Origin of the sequence: Bacillus sp. FSL R5-0820, assembly GCF_038593385.1 — a bacterium.
Taxonomy (GTDB): Bacteria; Bacillota; Bacilli; order Bacillales; family Bacillaceae; genus Bacillus; species Bacillus altitudinis.
The window spans coordinates 2,435,011-2,449,862 of the sequence record NZ_CP151991.1; the positions used below are offsets into that span (position 1 = coordinate 2,435,011).

Here is a 14,852-nt window from a genome sequence, read left to right on the forward strand (position 1 = left end):
CCTCCTATGCAAAACGTGAACGTAGCGGTTATGTCAGAAGTACAATATGTTTCAACATAAATTTATGCCTATTTACAAGCCGATATGATAAAAACTTGTTTTCTGATAGGAGGGGACACTTCATTATTTAATGGTGAGCATCTTATTTAAAGCGAGCAATGCCTCTTTTGTCGTCTCTTCATTCACTTGAATCAAACCGACCGGCTCCCCTTTTTCAATGCTTTCAAGTGACCATAGTAGATGAGGCAGATCAATACGGTTCATTGTCAAACATGGACACATATCTGGATTGAGGGATTCAATTTGTTTATCAGGGTGCTGGTCAATGATGCGTTTCACTAAATTCATTTCTGTTCCAATGGCCCACTTGCTTCCTGCTGGTGCCTGCTTGATCGTATCAATAATAAATTTCGTTGAACCAGCTAGATCAGATGCCTTTACGACTTCATGCGTACACTCTGGATGAACAAGAATCTGTATGTCACGGTCACGTTTTCTCGTTTGCTCAATATTCTCAATGGTAAATTTCTCATGAACAGAGCAATGACCTTTCCATAAAATCATTTTGATTCGATGAAGCGGTTGGTCGGTGATGAGCTTTTCTTCTATTTGATCCCAGACAGCCATTTCCTCTAGCGGAATCCCTAAATCATAGGCCGTGTTACGCCCTAAATGCTGATCAGGAAGAAAAAGAATCCGCTCTTTTTGGGTCAGCGCCCACTCCAATACTTTTTTAGCGTTTGAAGATGTGACAGTCGATCCGCCATGTTTTCCGACAAATGCTTTAATATCAGCCGTTGAGTTTACATAAGTCAGTGGAAGGATCGTATCTCCAAACAGCTCAGTGAGCTGATCCCACGCCCTGTCTGTTTGTTTCATATTCGCCATATCTGCCATTGAACAACCTGCTCTCATATCTGGCAAAAAGACGTGCTGATTCTTTTTTGATAGCATATCGGCCGTTTCTGCCATAAAATGAACCCCGCAAAATACAATGTATTCTGCTTCGTGATTGTCAGCAGCAATTTGTGCAAGCTGCAATGAATCACCTGTCACATCAGCAAATTGGATGACTTCATCTTTTTGATAATGATGACCCGGTATAAAAAGCTTTGATCCAAAAGCGCGTTTAATCTCTAATACTCTCTCTTTCATTTCATCATAAGAGCGCTGTTTATATTCATCTGGCATCATGGCTGTATGCTGCGCTGCTAACACATCAAGCATGGACATGAGTCGTTCCCCCTTTATGGCTGAATTCCATATTCATACTAAAATCGAATGATGGAGCAGAATGTGTGAGGAATCCAAGTGAAATAAGGTCTACACCTGTCCCCCGGTAGTTAGCCACATTCTCTAACGTGATGCCGCCTGATGCCTCTGTCAATATAGTTTCAGGGGTCATTTGTTTAAAGCGCTTCACTTCGTCTGGAGAGCAGTTGTCAAACATGATGACATCTGCTTTAGCATCAATGGCTTCCATCAGCTGTGCTTCTGATTCAATTTCCACTTCAATTTTCACCATATGACCGGCGTATGCTCTTGCTTTCTCCACAGCTTCCCTGATAGAACCACAAGCCGCAATATGATTATCTTTAATCATCACACCATCGGATAAGCCGAAACGATGATTCTTTCCGCCTCCGACTTTTACTGCGTACTTCTCCAGCATGCGCAAACCGGGTGTCGTCTTTCTCGTATCACAAATCGTAATTGATGGATCAGCTAATCGCTCTACTGCTTCATGCGTTAGTGTAGCAATCCCTGTCATTCTTTGTAGGATATTCAACACCACCCGCTCCCCTTTCAGCAAATCGTTGACGGAGCCTGTTATTTGTGCCAGTACAGCCCCTTCATGAATCCAATCACCTTCCTGGAAAAACAGCTCAGTTTGAACTTGTTCATTCAGCAGTTTGTATCCCATATCAATGACTTGTGTCCCGGCCAATACGCCTGATTGTTTCGCCATGATGTAAGCTGTTCCTTTCTTGTCTCCAAAGATGGCATCAGCGGATACATCTCCAAACCCAATATCTTCTTTTAAAAAATGAGTGAGCATTTGCTTTAACTGTAAACGTTCCATTTGGCACCAATCCTTTCATTTTTTATGATGTAAATATGGCCCTTTTCATGTACAATCTGTTTTGCTCGCCACGAAGCATCGTGCCGATTTGGATAATCGGTGCGATAATGACCGCCCCTACTTTCTGTTCTGAGTAATGCGGATTTGACAAGGCATATGGCTAAAGCCCATTGATTAGTTATTTCGATCTGTTCATTTGTGATATTCTTCACATTAATTTGCTGAAAAGAGACTTGTTCTAAATGATCGAGCAAAGTCTGTAAGCCTTTCTCATCTCTCACAATTGCGGCATATGCTGTCATCCATTTTCTGAGCTGAGCCTGTGAAACCGTTGGGACAGACCATACTTCATGAATGGAAAGAGCAGGGTTTTTATCTTGCTGGGCTTGCAACCGCTCAACATACCGTGACGCCTTGTTTCCTAAAACGAGACCTTCTAAGAGCGAATTACTTGCCAGTCGATTGGCGCCGTGTAAACCTGTACAAGCTGCTTCACCAATGGCGAAAAGTGATGGAACTGTTGTTTCTCCATGTTCATTCACCTTAATTCCACCCATTAAAAAGTGCATACCGGGTGAAACTGGTAGCCTTCCGTTTGCCATATCAACTCCCGCACGCTGACACATCGAAGCAATCGCAGGAAAACGTGCAGAAAAATGCGGAATATCTCGGATGTTCAGATAAATGGAATGACCGAGTTGCTGCTCATGGAAAATGGTCCTTGCCACCACATCTCTAGGCGCTAAATCGCTCTGCGGGTGGATTTCTTTCATGATCCGTCTGCCTGATTCATCTTCTAAATAGGCGCCCTCTCCCCTAACTGCCTCTGATACGAGACCAATCGCTTTACCTGAAGTGGTCAAAAGGGTCGGATGGAATTGCACAAATTCGAGATCTACTAGCTGTGCCCCTGCGCGATAGGCCATCATCAGACCGTCTCCTGTCACAGACGGATCATTTGTGTTTGTTTCATATAAGGAACCACAGCCGCCAGTGGATAATACAACTGCATCCGCGGTCATTGTATGTACATGACCTTTTTCGTCTTTCCACACAACACCGGTACATACCCCTTCATGAACTAATAGATCCATGACATGATGATTTTCGTATACATGAATGTGTGAGCCGAGCTTCCCTTTCAAAAACTGCACGAGGGTTTTTCCCGTTTGATCTCCTCCTGCATGCAGAATACGATGGGTCGTATGGGCTCCCTCTTTACCTAACTGCGGAATTCCCGTTTCATCTCGATCAAATGGGCAGCCCTCTTCTACGAGCTTCTTTACAAGATCTTTTCCATGACGGACGATCTCCTGTACAGTTTTGTCATCATTGTGACCACACCCCGCAGCTAAAGTGTCTTGCACATGCTGATCGACAGAATCATGTGCGGAAAAGGCTGCAGCGATTCCCCCTTGTGCGAGCATGGAATTACTAGAGGAAAATTGTTTTTTTGTCATCATGATGACTTGGCAGTTCTCTGAGATCGTATTCACAAAGGAAAGAGCCGCAATGCCCGACCCCACCACAATGACTTTTTTGATAGATGACACAATTGCCCCTCCTGTCATTTACACCTGTCTTGACACATATCATTACACAACACTACAATAAATACAAGAAAAAATTTTCACACAGGAGATGGATGGATTTGATTTATTTAGATTATGCAGCTTCTACACCTGTTTCTGAGGATTCACTGCATGTATTTCAGCAGTTGAGCAAAGAATGTTACGGAAATGCGAGCAGCCTGCATGATGCAGGAGGAAGAGCAAATAAAATCTTGGCTTACAGCAGACAATCACTTGCAGCGATTCTAGGGGGCGAACCTGATGGTATTTACTTTACAAGTGGCGGAACTGAATCCAATATCCTTGCGATTCAATCGATCATAAATGGGCTACCTCCACATAAACAGCATGTCATTACCACATCAGTAGAGCACCCTTCCGTTCATCATGCGGTCAATGCCTTGCAGCGTCTCGGTGTGAAGGTGACGGTCATAGAACCGAATCAAGAAGGAATCATCACAAAGGAGATTCTCAAACAGGCTCTATTGCCTGAAACCGGACTAGTATCCATCCAGCATGCCAACTCAGAAACTGGGATTATTCAGCCATTAGCTGAATTAGCAACGCTCTTAAAAGAAAGAGATATTCTTTTTCATACAGATGCAGTGCAGACATTCGGAAAAATGCATGTGTCGATTAAAGAACTTGGGGTCGATGCCCTCTCCATTTCGAGTCATAAAGTGTATGCACCTAAGGGCGCCGGTGCTGTCTATATGGGGGCACATGTCCCTTGGAAGCCTATATATCAAGATACTGTACAGGAAAATGGTCTACGCCCAGGGACAGTGAACGTTCCATGTATCGGTGCTTTTGTTGCCGCGAGCGAGCAAATCATGCTGAAAATAGAGCATCAGCAGCAGCTGGATATTCAGCTTCGTGATTATTTTCTTCAGCAGCTAAAAAAACGGAAGCTGTCTGTCCGCATGCTGCAAGAAAGTGACCAGCGCCGCACGCTGCCTCATATTATTGGTTGTTTTTTTGAAGGGTTTGAAGGACAATATGTAATGTTAGCTTGTAACCGGCATGGGATTTGTATATCCACAGGAAGTGCGTGCGCTTCTGGTTATCACCACCCTTCCCCTGCTGTGAAGGCATTACATGTATCAGATCGTGATGCCCTTCAATTCATTCGACTATCATTTGGACGAGGATCATCAAAGGATGACATCGATCAGCTTTTGCATACATTTGAGAGCTTGCAAAAGGAGAAGAAAGGAGCATAAAACGTGGAACAAGAGAGAAAACTCATTGGCGAAGAAAGAAGAAACGCCATTTTAAAGTGGCTACAAGAGACTGATACACCACTCACCGGAAGTTTTTTAGCTAAAAAAGCCGCTGTCTCACGACAAGTCATTGTACAAGATATTTCATTACTAAAAGCAAAAAACGAACCCATTATTGCCACAAGCCAAGGCTATGTGTATATGGCGCAGCATACACCGGAAACTGAAATTGAACAGATTATCGCTTGCAAGCACGATCCTCATCGTACAGAAGAGGAGCTGACACTGATTGTAGACTACGGTGTAACGGTGAAAGACGTGATCATTGAGCACCCTGTCTACGGGGAGCTGACGGCCTCTATTCGAGTGAGTACGCGCAAACAAGTGGCGGACTTCGTTCATCATATTTCTAATACGGGCGCCTCCTACTTATCAGAGCTGACAGACGGCGTACACTTACATACCCTTACTTCATACAGCCAAAAGCAGCTTGACCAAGCCATTCAAGCGCTTGATGACGCTGGATTTCTCATTAAAGACTAAAAAAATAGTGTCCCCAAGAGGACACTATTTTTCATTCGTTAATTCATATGTTTGATAGCTGCCGAGTAGTTTCACTTCACAGCCAATCGCTTCTAATTCTTGAATGGCGCCAGGGACAAGTACATCATCCATCTCTTTTTCGATATCAATGATAAATAAATAGTGTCCAAGGCCTGTTTTTGTCGGACGCGATTCAATTTTGGACAAATTGAGATTCCGCCATGAAAAAGCTGATAACACACGGTGCAATGCACCTGACTGATCATCCTTTGGGAGGCTGACAACAATGGTCGTTTTTGGCTTTGAAGAAAAACCAGAATTCATTGGGAACGATGCCTTCGCCTCTTTATGTAAAATAACAAAGCGTGTATGATTGTGCGGATAATCATGAATGTCTTTTTTCGCAATCGTCAATCCATACGTTTTTGCGGCGATTTCATTTGCAATCGCACCAACAGCTTCATCTGGATGCTCACTGATGTATTTTGCTGCATAGCCTGTTGATTCCACTGGCCGATGCGGAATATCAGGGAACTGCCTCTTCAAAAATTGATGACACTGCGCAATGGCGTGCGGATGTGACTGAATCACATCTAATGTCTCCCAGCTCTCCGCTCTCGATGGATGGACAAGCAGGTGCTGGCGAATCGGTGCTGTCATTTCGCCCACAATGGACAAAGCGTCCTCATGAATTAAATAATCAATCGTTAAGTTCACAGATCCTTCGAGTGCATTTTCAAGTGGAACGACCGCCAAATCTACTTCTCCCTTTGACACGGCATCCATACATTGCGGAATGGTTGCATAAGCCCGCTGCTCTGCATCTTTTGGAAAACAAGAACAGACAGCCAAATGAGTAAATGTGGCCTCTGGTCCAAAGTAACCTACCGTTAATTGCTTCATCTGCTATGATCTCTCCTTTTACGCCCCAGAACCTAGAATTTCAACTTTTTCGACAAATTCAAGTTTTCTTAATTGATTCATGACTGTATTGATATCATCTGCCATGCCGGCCGTACTGATCGACAGGGTGACATTCGCTCTTCCTTGCAGCGGAATCGTTTGGTGAATGGATAACACATTACAGCCAGAGTCAGCCACAATTTGCAGCAGCCTAGACAAAGCCCCAGACCGATCCTCCAGGTGGAAAAACAATGTGATGATCTGCTCCTTGACCATTGTATAAAATGGAAAAACAGCATCTCGATATTTATAAAAAGCACTGCGGCTTAAATCCGCTTTTTGAACAGCATCGGCAACTGAATCCGCTTTTTTGCGATCGAGAAGCTTTTTGACTTCAAGCGTTTTTCGCATCGCATCCGGAAGTACATCCTCTCTTACTAAATAGAACGTTTCTTCTTTCACCTGTTTTCTCCCCTTTTAAAAACGGGAGAGCCCATGAACTGGACCCTCCTTTTGATCAATCGATAAATTCAAATTCAAATTCAAGCAGACGAATGATGTCTCCATCTTTTGCACCACGTTCACGCAGGGCATCATCAACGCCCATTCCGCGCAGCTGTCTAGAGAATCGTTTCACTGACTCGTCTCTTGAGAAATCTGTCATCTTAAACAGTCGCTCAAGTGCTTTACCAGTTAAGACAAACGTACCGTCAGGATCTCTTGAGATCTCAAATGCTGCTTCTCCTTCATCAAACTTGTACATCACACGGTTATCAGAGAGCTCTTCTTCATTGTAGAGCGGGAATTCCGGTGTTGTTTCAAGCTGATTGGCGATTTCAAATAAGAGCTCACGAAGCCCTTCTCTTGTGATCGCACTAATTGGGAACACTTTATAGTCATCTGTTAATTTTTCTTTAAATGCCGCTAGATTGTCAGCTGCATCCGGCATGTCCATTTTGTTCGCTACAATGATTTGCGGACGCTCTGTCAATCTCATATTGTATTGCTCAAGCTCTTCGTTAATCGTCACGTAATCTTCGTATGGATCACGCCCTTCAAGTCCAGACATATCAATGACATGGACAATGACACGTGTACGTTCAATGTGGCGTAAAAATTGATGACCTAAGCCAACACCTTCGTGCGCTCCTTCGATCAGTCCTGGCAGATCCGCCATGACAAAGCTTCGGTTATCGTCTGTTTCAACAACTCCGAGGTTTGGCACAAGCGTTGTAAAATGATAATCCGCAATTTTTGGTTTCGCAGAAGAGACAATCGAAAGCAGCGTTGACTTCCCGACACTTGGGAAACCAACAAGTCCAACATCTGCAAGTACTTTTAATTCTAAGATGACGTCACGTTCTTTACCTGGCTCACCGTTTTCAGACAACTGTGGTGCAGGGTTTGCTGGTGTTGCGAAGCGTGAATTTCCACGTCCGCCACGTCCACCTTTGGCAATCACAGCCCGCTGTCCATGCTCTGTCAAGTCAGCTAGTACTTGTTCCGTCTCAGCATCTGTCACAACTGTACCAGGCGGAACTTTAACAATCATTTCTTCCGCATTTCGGCCATGCTGGTTTTTACTCATTCCATGCTCGCCGCGGTCCGCCTTGAAATGACGCTTATAACGAAAGTCCATTAACGTTCTAAGTCCTTCGTCTACTTCAAATACTACATCTGCACCATTTCCGCCGTCGCCGCCAGCTGGCCCGCCTTTTGGCACATATTTTTCACGACGGAACGCCACCATACCGTTTCCGCCGTCACCGCCTTTAACATACACTTTAACCTGATCTACAAACATAACTTCCTCCGTTTCTCTGCATCACATATCTCGTTCTTGCCTCAAACAAAGCTCAATCATGGACTCATGATTCGTCACATGAAATTGCGTTATACTCATACATGGATAGTTTGCGTCATGAAACGCATTTAACGCATCCAAACTTGTTAATTTTCCTTTGAAATCAAAATATAAGATCACATCATTCTCTTCATGATCCGTTTGGAAAGTGACCGTTAAATGATTTTCAGTTTTTTGGCAAACTGATTGATCGAATATCGAAAACAACTCCCGTGATACCGTTAGCAGCTGCGATTCATATGCTGATAAGTCTCGGGTTTCACCAAGCACTTCATATTCTAGGGTGATAAAATGCGACTCCCAATTAAAGGTTAGAAAGTAATAGGCCAATTGGGGAATTTTTAAATTTGAGAGTTTGGATTCATGCTGTGCTTCAATGACCATTTCTTCTATTATTTCGAACACTCGGTCATATTTTTCTAATGTCAAGTTGCCTTTGATTAACTGCAATTTATTCATCCAGTCGTGTCTTGAACGACTAAGCAGATGGATCAATTCATTCGTTAATGCAACGTGAGTTAATTTTTCGTTTTGTTTACTTGGTATCTCTTCCATTATCGCACTCCCAATCGTTTGGTCTCTCTTTTAGGAGTCTTATCATCAATATGTCTCCCTGAATTATAACAGAGAAGACAGCTTAGAAAAACACTAGTTATGTGAGGAAAGGTTGTTTTTTCTGATCGTATAGGAGAAAATGAGGCAAAGTCAGCAAACATTCTTTGATATCTATGGAGTGCATCTTCTTTTATCATCTTCGGTACTACTTGTAAAAAGCGCAAAAGCTCCCTGAATAGTGAAAAAAACTCCAGTCAATGACCGGAGTTTTTAGCAATTATTGTGCCGCAGGATATACGCTCACTTTTTTACGGTCACGACCGAAACGTTCGAATTTAACTGTTCCGTCGATTTTAGCGAAAAGAGTGTCGTCGCCTCCGCGTCCAACGTTTTCACCTGGATAGATTTTCGTTCCACGTTGACGATAAAGGATAGAACCACCAGTTACGAATTGACCATCAGCACGTTTAGCGCCTAAACGTTTAGACTCAGAGTCACGTCCGTTCTTTGTAGAACCTACCCCTTTTTTAGATGCGAAAAATTGAAGATCTAATCTAAGCATGAAGTTCACCTCCTATTTTTTTGTAGATATTCTCACATAATCGTGATAATCTCGTTCAATTGTTTCTAAGGAAACGACCATGCCTTCTAAAAGCAACTGGGCTTTTTCAAAGGTGACTGGATCTGTATCAGCTGGCAGTTCAAAAGAGAAATACCCGCCTTCATCCCCAATATCAAGCAGTGGATCCATTCCTGTCAGTGCAATAATTGAATTGACTGACCCAAAAACAACAGCAGATACACCTGCACAAACGAGATCCTGACCTTTTTCAGCAAACTCGGCATGTCCAGTCATCTGAAAAGACGTAATGCTTTCATCTGCTGGCGACCGAGTAATGGTTGCTTTGATCATATCACTCACACGCCTTAAGCGTTGATTTTTTCGATAACAACTTTAGTGTAAGGTTGACGATGACCTTGTTTTTTGTGGTTGTTTTTCTTCGGTTTGTACTTGAACACAGTAATTTTCTTACCGCGACCTTGTTTTTCAACTTTAGCCGTTACTGTTGCTCCAGCAACTGAAGGGTTACCCACTTTGACAGTGTCTCCGCCGACAAACAATACGTTTTCGAAAGTAACTGTTTCACCTGCTTCAGCAGCTAGTTTTTCAACATAAACAGTTTGACCTTCTTCAACTTTTACTTGTTTACCACCAGTTTCGATAATTGCGTACATCTCTGCACCTCCTAATAAACTCAGACTCGCCGAATACAGGGGGCCAATAGGCACTTTACACCTGCTCCGCGCGGTTGTAGCACGGGTGCTACATATCCATAACATTAAAAAATATATCAAATTAGACGCTGAATGTCAATGTATTTTCACCATTAGTACGGCAAAAGAAGATCTTCCATGGAAGAGGTGGTTCTTCGGTCTGAAAAATAAGCATGGAGCAATTCATTTTCATCGAGCTGGCTCATTTTCACACCATTCCGTTCGATAATAATGGGATGCTTACAGCCCCTTTGGAATCGCGCCATCACTTCATATATTTTCTCCTCAGCACCGGCTCTCAGCGGAATGAGTTTCTCTACCTTTTGCTCTTTTTTACCGTAATAACGTTCTAGTAAAAAACGTACCCTGATATAATGCCGCTGCCGGTGCTCCATCACAAGCGAGTAGGCTAAAAAAGTGAGCAGGATCCAGCCGTTGAATTGCAGCGGAGCAAAACAGAGTAACCCTGCTGTCAAAAGACCGAAAAAAATGAGAGAGCCTTTAATTGCAAGGGCATGTGCCTGTTGGAAAGGGTAAAAAACAGATAAGAGCAAAAAGAATAATTTCCCGCCATCAAGTGGCCAAATGGGCAAAAGGTTCACTAGAAAAATCGCTACATTATAAAAAGTAAACATCGTAAAGACGTCATATGAGATAAGTGAGGCTTCCATGAGAAGCCAGGCGACAAGCTGGAGCGGGACATGCTGAAGCGGTCCGCATAAAATGACCGCCAGCTCTTCTTTTAGCGGACGGTTCCCGTGCTCTTCTACTTCTACCGCCCCGCCAAATGGCAGTAAAAAAATCCGCCGAATCCGCCAGTGATAATAACAAGCAGCCGCTGCATGTCCAAGCTCATGGACACAGACGATGATGAGTAAACAAAGCAGCGGCTTAATTTGACCTGATAGCATGGCAAATGCCATGACTATCCAAAGGAGCGGGTGAACATGGACCTTTGTCAGCATGAGCAGCCATCTATTCAAAGGTCATCACCTGAATGGGATCAATAAACTGTTCATTTTGCTTAATGGCGAAGTAATATGTCCCCTTCCCTTGTTCATCAAGCGCAATTTGACCAATTTTTTCCCCCTTATCGACAAAATCGTATAAAGCCACGTCAGCTTCTTTTAGTTGGCCGTACCAGCTATAGCTGTTATCTGCATGCTGCACCACGACTGTGAGCCCTGTATCACTTTTCTTTTTCACTTCTACGACATAGCCTTCTTTCATACTATCGATGGCTTCAGCAGATGTTTCAACTTTGACTCCGGCACCATTTTGCGTGAAGGATTCCTGTACTTTTCCAGAGGCAGGGACAGCCAGTTCTTGATTGGCTTGTACGTCCTTTTGCCCTTCTTTTCTATCGGTTAAAAAGGCAAGTGGGTTTCCGACAGTTTTCTCAAACCACCGGTTGGCGGCGGCAAATTGAAAATCTTGTTCAAAGGTTTGACTGATCATCGGCTTCAGCTGCTGAAAAGGCCCCGCCTGCCCTTTAAATGAAATAGCGGCAATCAGTACAAGAGAGGCAGAAAGTAAACATTTAAGCACAAACGTATTTGAATGAAATAACGGATGGCGAAATTTTTTCGTTTGGTGAGACGTTGACTCGTAGGAAGCCGAGCCAGAATGCTTTTCTTCTTCTGTTAACATGACCCATGGCGGAATATCATCTTTCTTCTTGAAAGCTGCCTTCTTAGGGGCAGCAGCTGGCTGCTTCATTTTGCGGCGCTGCGCTATTTTCTTTCGATACTCGTCCACTCTTTTCATAAGATCACCCTTTACATACAAACAGTTTGTACATTTTATGTGGCGACCTCATATGATATGCAACAAAAAGACCGATTCTCATCGAATCGGTCTCATCTCACGTGAATCATTATGCTCTTACACCGAAAAATGCTTTCAGCTTTGCAAACATCCCTTTGTTTTCTTCTTCAAAGGATTGAAGAGGAACAGATTCACCTAGTACGCGGCGAGCAATATTGCGATACGCAATGGAAACTTTATTTTTAGCATCCATGACAATCGGTTCACCATTGTTTGAAGCCTTAATGACATCATCATCATCGGCTACAATGCCGAGAAGATCAATTGATAAATGATGGACAACTTCATCCACATCCATCGAATCGCCATTTTTCGCCATGTGTGTACGAATGCGGTTCACAATCAAACGAGGCGGTTCAATATCCTCTTGTTCCAGCAAGCCGATAATTCGGTCTGCATCTCTCACAGCTGAGATTTCAGGTGTCGTGACCACAATCGCTTTGTCAGCACCTGATACAGCATTTTTAAAGCCTTGCTCAATTCCAGCAGGGCAATCAATGACAACATAATCAAAGTCTTGTTTCAATGATTGAATTAATTCTTTGATCTGCTCCGGCTCTACCGCCGTTTTATCGCTTGTTTGAGCAGCAGGTAAAAGATACAAAAGATCCTCGAACCGCTTATCCTTCACAAGCGCTTGGTGAATCTTGCATCTTCCTTCTACTACATCGACTAGATCATAAATAATGCGGTTTTCAAGCCCCATCACGACATCTAAATTCCGAAGGCCGATGTCGGTATCAACTAGACACACTTTTTTCCCTTGAATTGCTAGTGCTGTGCCTAAGTTTGCAGATGTTGTTGTTTTGCCAACGCCGCCTTTTCCTGAGGTAATCACAATAGCCTCGCCCAATTTCACATTCCTCCCTCAAGCCTTGTCAGATTAGGTCTTATATGAGCCAATTGCTGCAGGCGTTCAATGATCATATTGCCATCTATATCTAAATAAGCACATTCCATTTCATTTCCATCTTCTTTTTGATCCGGTGCACGGTTAAACACTTGTGCGATGCGAAGCTGGGTTGGAATCATATGAGATGCCGCAATCACAGCTTGTTTGTTTCCATTACATCCAGCATGCGCTACACCTTTTAATGCACCGAGCACAAAAATATTCCCCCCTGCACGAATGGTTCCGCCAGGGTTGACATCTCCTATTAATAAAAGATCCCCTTCGACATAAAGCACCTGTCCAGAGCGTACAATTTTTGCTACAGAAGTAATCTCAGCCTCTGCTTTTAAACGTCTCGCCTCTTCAGTTGACATGACGTCACTTTCAATAGAGTGAATGACGAGATGTTCATTTTCAGACACCGCTTCAGTTAAACGCGCCTCTTGATCCTCTGTTAAATATCGAAAACCAAGTTTAATATGCACATTGACTTTATATCCTTCTCTTCCGTCTGTATATTGCTCAAGTAAAAGAACCTCTCGCAAGCCAGAAAGAAGGTCTTCAAACGAACAGTCATCATTTAACTGTAATGTTAATCCGTTTTTTGTACCTTTTATTGTCACATACTGCTGTTTTTGAGTTTTCAAGATGCTCACCTCAACAACATACTCATTTCGCCGTAATTGGACAAACTCCTGCTTTTATTCGTCGATCAGTCCTTGTTTCACATTGATGAAAAAGAGCCTAAGCGGCACAACAAGTATGAGAGACGCAGCAGTATTTAAAAGAATCGTTGGAATAAAGCGTTCGATGACATACGTATTAAAAGGCATAATACCTGGTTGAATCGTCGCTTGAACGCCGTACACATAAAACTCCATCACTGCAACAGCAATCATCGATAGAAAGACAACGACTAACATATTCGTTTGGAGGACTTTGAAGGCTTTTGCTAACAAATAGCAGAGCGCACCAAAGCCAAACATATGAACACCAAGAATACCTGTATACGAAATATCATATAAAAGTCCAAAGACAAATCCATAAATCACACCATATTTTTGATTCACAAAAGCTGTCATAAATACAAGTGCGAGTAAGATGAAATGAGGTGCTAAAATTTGATTATCTGAAACAAATGGGAGCTTCACTAAATCGACAAAAATACTGTCAAATACGAAAATAAACAACATGACGAAAGCAAGAAGGACACGTTTCACGAGCCTTCCTCCTTCGTTAATTGAGATGCATCTGCCGTACTTGTGCTGCGATTCACAACAATCACGCGGTCTAAATTATTGAGTTCAGCAGCTGGTTCTACATAAATAATTTTTGTCAGTCCGTAATGGTCCGGCTCAATTTCGCTTACCTTCCCAATCGTCAAGCCCTGCGGGAATACGCCCCCTGCTCCAGATGTTTCAACAAGATCTCCTTTTTTGACATCCCCATCAGCATCGGATTTTAAAATGTTCATTGTCAGCATTTTTTTCTTGCTGTCATAACCGTTAATAATTCCATTGAGTTCTTCTTTGCCCTTTTTCGCAAAAATTTTCGTTGAAATTCTATTATTTTGATCTGTAGAGCTTAGCAACCTTACAGTCGACGTAAAATTGTTGAGCTTATCACTTTCAATTTTCCCAATTAACGCACCACTCTCATTGGTGACCGCCATATCTTTTTCAACGCCTTGTTTTTTCCCTTTATCAATCATGACAAAACTATCCCAAAGGGACGGGTTTCTCGCAATGACTGTTGAAAGAATGGGCGTGTAGTCACGAATAGAGTTCACATACCCGAGCTGCTTGCGAAGCTTTTTGTTCTCATCTTCTAGTTCTTGAAGTTTCGCCTCATATTGGGTTTGTCCATCAAGTTTTTTTCGAAGACGCTCGTTTTCATCATATGTGTTCTTTAAATCTTGTACGTTCCCATAAATACCGGCAATAAATTGTGATGGTTTATGAAAGACACCTTGAAAAAAGCCTGTCGTATCCCCCACTAATTTTTCCGGCCATGAAGCACCTCTGCCGCTTTTCACTGAAAAACCAATCATGGCCACCAGTACGATGACACAGACAAGGAGCAACATTAATCTTTTATTCATAAAAAACTGCGGCAT

Annotated in this window: 18 protein-coding genes and 1 other annotated feature; of the genes, 2 read left to right on the plus strand and 16 right to left on the minus strand. The window is 42.9% G+C overall.

All coding sequences use genetic code 11. The features are described 5' to 3' along the window. Nucleotides 1-123: 123 nt before the first annotated feature. The 3 genes from nadA to nadB are packed head-to-tail and all read right to left on the minus strand — an operon-like array spanning nucleotide 124 to nucleotide 3,636. Nucleotides 124-1,233 (minus strand): quinolinate synthase NadA, encoded by a 1,110-nt coding sequence (gene nadA / locus NST15_RS12590; RefSeq protein ID WP_007501511.1) that lies wholly within the window; start codon nucleotides 1,231-1,233, stop codon nucleotides 124-126. Beyond that, nucleotides 1,220-2,083 carry a carboxylating nicotinate-nucleotide diphosphorylase gene (nadC, locus tag NST15_RS12595; RefSeq protein WP_007501512.1) on the minus strand — a complete coding sequence of 288 codons (864 nt, stop codon included), beginning with the start codon at nucleotides 2,081-2,083 and terminating at the stop codon, nucleotides 1,220-1,222. Before nadC ends, nadA begins: the two co-directional genes overlap by 14 nt. Next, nucleotides 2,065-3,636 carry an L-aspartate oxidase gene (gene nadB, locus NST15_RS12600; protein ID WP_342498568.1) on the minus strand — a complete coding sequence of 524 codons (1,572 nt, stop codon included), beginning with the start codon at nucleotides 3,634-3,636 and terminating at the stop codon, nucleotides 2,065-2,067. The genes nadC and nadB overlap by 19 nt, the downstream gene beginning before the upstream one ends. Nucleotides 3,637-3,728: 92 nt before the next feature. Here nadB and NST15_RS12605 point away from each other — a divergent pair, with 92 nt between their 5' ends. Both NST15_RS12605 and NST15_RS12610 read left to right on the plus strand, forming a co-directional pair. Further along, nucleotides 3,729-4,877, plus strand: a complete 1,149-nt coding sequence (locus tag NST15_RS12605; protein WP_342498569.1) for an IscS subfamily cysteine desulfurase — start codon at nucleotides 3,729-3,731, stop codon at nucleotides 4,875-4,877. A 3-nt stretch (nucleotides 4,878-4,880) separates the two neighbouring features. Then, on the plus strand, nucleotides 4,881-5,420 hold the full coding sequence (locus tag NST15_RS12610; protein WP_017358132.1) for a transcription repressor NadR: 540 nt from the start codon (nucleotides 4,881-4,883) through the stop codon (nucleotides 5,418-5,420). Nucleotides 5,421-5,444: 24 nt separating this feature from the next. Here the strand turns inward: NST15_RS12610 and pheA are convergent, their stop codons facing one another. From pheA to mreC, 13 genes are all read right to left on the minus strand, one after another. Next, complete coding sequence (gene pheA, locus NST15_RS12615; RefSeq protein ID WP_007501516.1) at nucleotides 5,445-6,323, minus strand: prephenate dehydratase; 879 nt, start codon at nucleotides 6,321-6,323, stop codon at nucleotides 5,445-5,447. Between the two features lie 18 nt (nucleotides 6,324-6,341). Beyond that, nucleotides 6,342-6,785 (minus strand): ACT domain-containing protein, encoded by a 444-nt coding sequence (locus NST15_RS12620; RefSeq protein WP_008342790.1) that lies wholly within the window; start codon nucleotides 6,783-6,785, stop codon nucleotides 6,342-6,344. Between the two features lie 55 nt (nucleotides 6,786-6,840). Further along, nucleotides 6,841-8,127 carry a GTPase ObgE gene (gene obgE, locus NST15_RS12625; protein WP_007501521.1) on the minus strand — a complete coding sequence of 429 codons (1,287 nt, stop codon included), beginning with the start codon at nucleotides 8,125-8,127 and terminating at the stop codon, nucleotides 6,841-6,843. Between the two features lie 21 nt (nucleotides 8,128-8,148). Then, nucleotides 8,149-8,742 carry a sporulation initiation phosphotransferase B gene (locus NST15_RS12630; RefSeq protein WP_007501522.1) on the minus strand — a complete coding sequence of 198 codons (594 nt, stop codon included), beginning with the start codon at nucleotides 8,740-8,742 and terminating at the stop codon, nucleotides 8,149-8,151. Nucleotides 8,743-9,019: 277 nt separating this feature from the next. Beyond that, nucleotides 9,020-9,304 carry a 50S ribosomal protein L27 gene (gene rpmA / locus NST15_RS12635; protein WP_003216586.1) on the minus strand — a complete coding sequence of 95 codons (285 nt, stop codon included), beginning with the start codon at nucleotides 9,302-9,304 and terminating at the stop codon, nucleotides 9,020-9,022. Between the two features lie 12 nt (nucleotides 9,305-9,316). Continuing rightward, nucleotides 9,317-9,655 (minus strand): ribosomal-processing cysteine protease Prp, encoded by a 339-nt coding sequence (locus tag NST15_RS12640; RefSeq protein ID WP_007501524.1) that lies wholly within the window; start codon nucleotides 9,653-9,655, stop codon nucleotides 9,317-9,319. A gap of 14 nt (nucleotides 9,656-9,669) precedes the next feature. Continuing rightward, a complete protein-coding gene (rplU, locus tag NST15_RS12645) occupies nucleotides 9,670-9,978 on the minus strand; it encodes a 50S ribosomal protein L21 (protein WP_003216781.1) in 309 nt (102 codons plus the stop codon). A gap of 12 nt (nucleotides 9,979-9,990) precedes the next feature. Continuing rightward, nucleotides 9,991-10,064 (minus strand) — a sequence feature (ribosomal protein L21 leader region). 66 nt (nucleotides 10,065-10,130) lie between these two features. Next, nucleotides 10,131-11,000 carry a M50 family metallopeptidase gene (locus NST15_RS12650; protein WP_041506793.1) on the minus strand — a complete coding sequence of 290 codons (870 nt, stop codon included), beginning with the start codon at nucleotides 10,998-11,000 and terminating at the stop codon, nucleotides 10,131-10,133. Then, on the minus strand, nucleotides 10,993-11,784 hold the full coding sequence (locus tag NST15_RS12655) for a M23 family metallopeptidase (RefSeq protein ID WP_050827517.1): 792 nt from the start codon (nucleotides 11,782-11,784) through the stop codon (nucleotides 10,993-10,995). The genes NST15_RS12650 and NST15_RS12655 overlap by 8 nt, the downstream gene beginning before the upstream one ends. Nucleotides 11,785-11,893: 109 nt before the next feature. Further along, the gene (gene minD, locus NST15_RS12660; protein ID WP_017358134.1) at nucleotides 11,894-12,697 is read right to left on the minus strand and encodes a septum site-determining protein MinD; all 804 of its coding nucleotides are present in this window, start codon (nucleotides 12,695-12,697) and stop codon (nucleotides 11,894-11,896) included. A 2-nt stretch (nucleotides 12,698-12,699) separates the two neighbouring features. Further along, nucleotides 12,700-13,383 carry a septum site-determining protein MinC gene (gene minC / locus NST15_RS12665; protein ID WP_113747129.1) on the minus strand — a complete coding sequence of 228 codons (684 nt, stop codon included), beginning with the start codon at nucleotides 13,381-13,383 and terminating at the stop codon, nucleotides 12,700-12,702. Between the two features lie 54 nt (nucleotides 13,384-13,437). Continuing rightward, the gene (gene mreD / locus NST15_RS12670; protein WP_025207721.1) at nucleotides 13,438-13,956 is read right to left on the minus strand and encodes a rod shape-determining protein MreD; all 519 of its coding nucleotides are present in this window, start codon (nucleotides 13,954-13,956) and stop codon (nucleotides 13,438-13,440) included. After that, nucleotides 13,953-14,852, minus strand: a complete 900-nt coding sequence (mreC, locus tag NST15_RS12675; RefSeq protein WP_007501536.1) for a rod shape-determining protein MreC — start codon at nucleotides 14,850-14,852, stop codon at nucleotides 13,953-13,955. Before mreC ends, mreD begins: the two co-directional genes overlap by 4 nt.

Excerpts from the sequence above, each read along its gene's own strand:
- NST15_RS12640 (WP_007501524.1), bottom strand. The coding sequence starts at position 9,655 with ATGATCAAAGCAACCATTACTCGGTCGCCAGCAGATGAAAGCATTACG.
- rplU (WP_003216781.1), bottom strand. The coding sequence starts at position 9,978 with ATGTACGCAATTATCGAAACTGGTGGTAAACAAGTAAAAGTTGAAGAA.
- nadC (WP_007501512.1), bottom strand. The coding sequence starts at position 2,083 with ATGGAACGTTTACAGTTAAAGCAAATGCTCACTCATTTTTTAAAAGAA.
- mreC (WP_007501536.1), bottom strand. The coding sequence starts at position 14,852 with ATGCCGCAGTTTTTTATGAATAAAAGATTAATGTTGCTCCTTGTCTGT.
- NST15_RS12630 (WP_007501522.1), bottom strand. The coding sequence starts at position 8,742 with ATGGAAGAGATACCAAGTAAACAAAACGAAAAATTAACTCACGTTGCA.
- rpmA (WP_003216586.1), bottom strand. The coding sequence starts at position 9,304 with ATGCTTAGATTAGATCTTCAATTTTTCGCATCTAAAAAAGGGGTAGGT.
- pheA (WP_007501516.1), bottom strand. The coding sequence starts at position 6,323 with ATGAAGCAATTAACGGTAGGTTACTTTGGACCAGAGGCCACATTTACT.
- obgE (WP_007501521.1), bottom strand. The coding sequence starts at position 8,127 with ATGTTTGTAGATCAGGTTAAAGTGTATGTTAAAGGCGGTGACGGCGGA.
- NST15_RS12605 (WP_342498569.1), top strand. The coding sequence starts at position 3,729 with ATGGATTTGATTTATTTAGATTATGCAGCTTCTACACCTGTTTCTGAG.
- NST15_RS12655 (WP_050827517.1), bottom strand. The coding sequence starts at position 11,784 with ATGAAAAGAGTGGACGAGTATCGAAAGAAAATAGCGCAGCGCCGCAAA.
- nadA (WP_007501511.1), bottom strand. The coding sequence starts at position 1,233 with ATGTCCATGCTTGATGTGTTAGCAGCGCAGCATACAGCCATGATGCCA.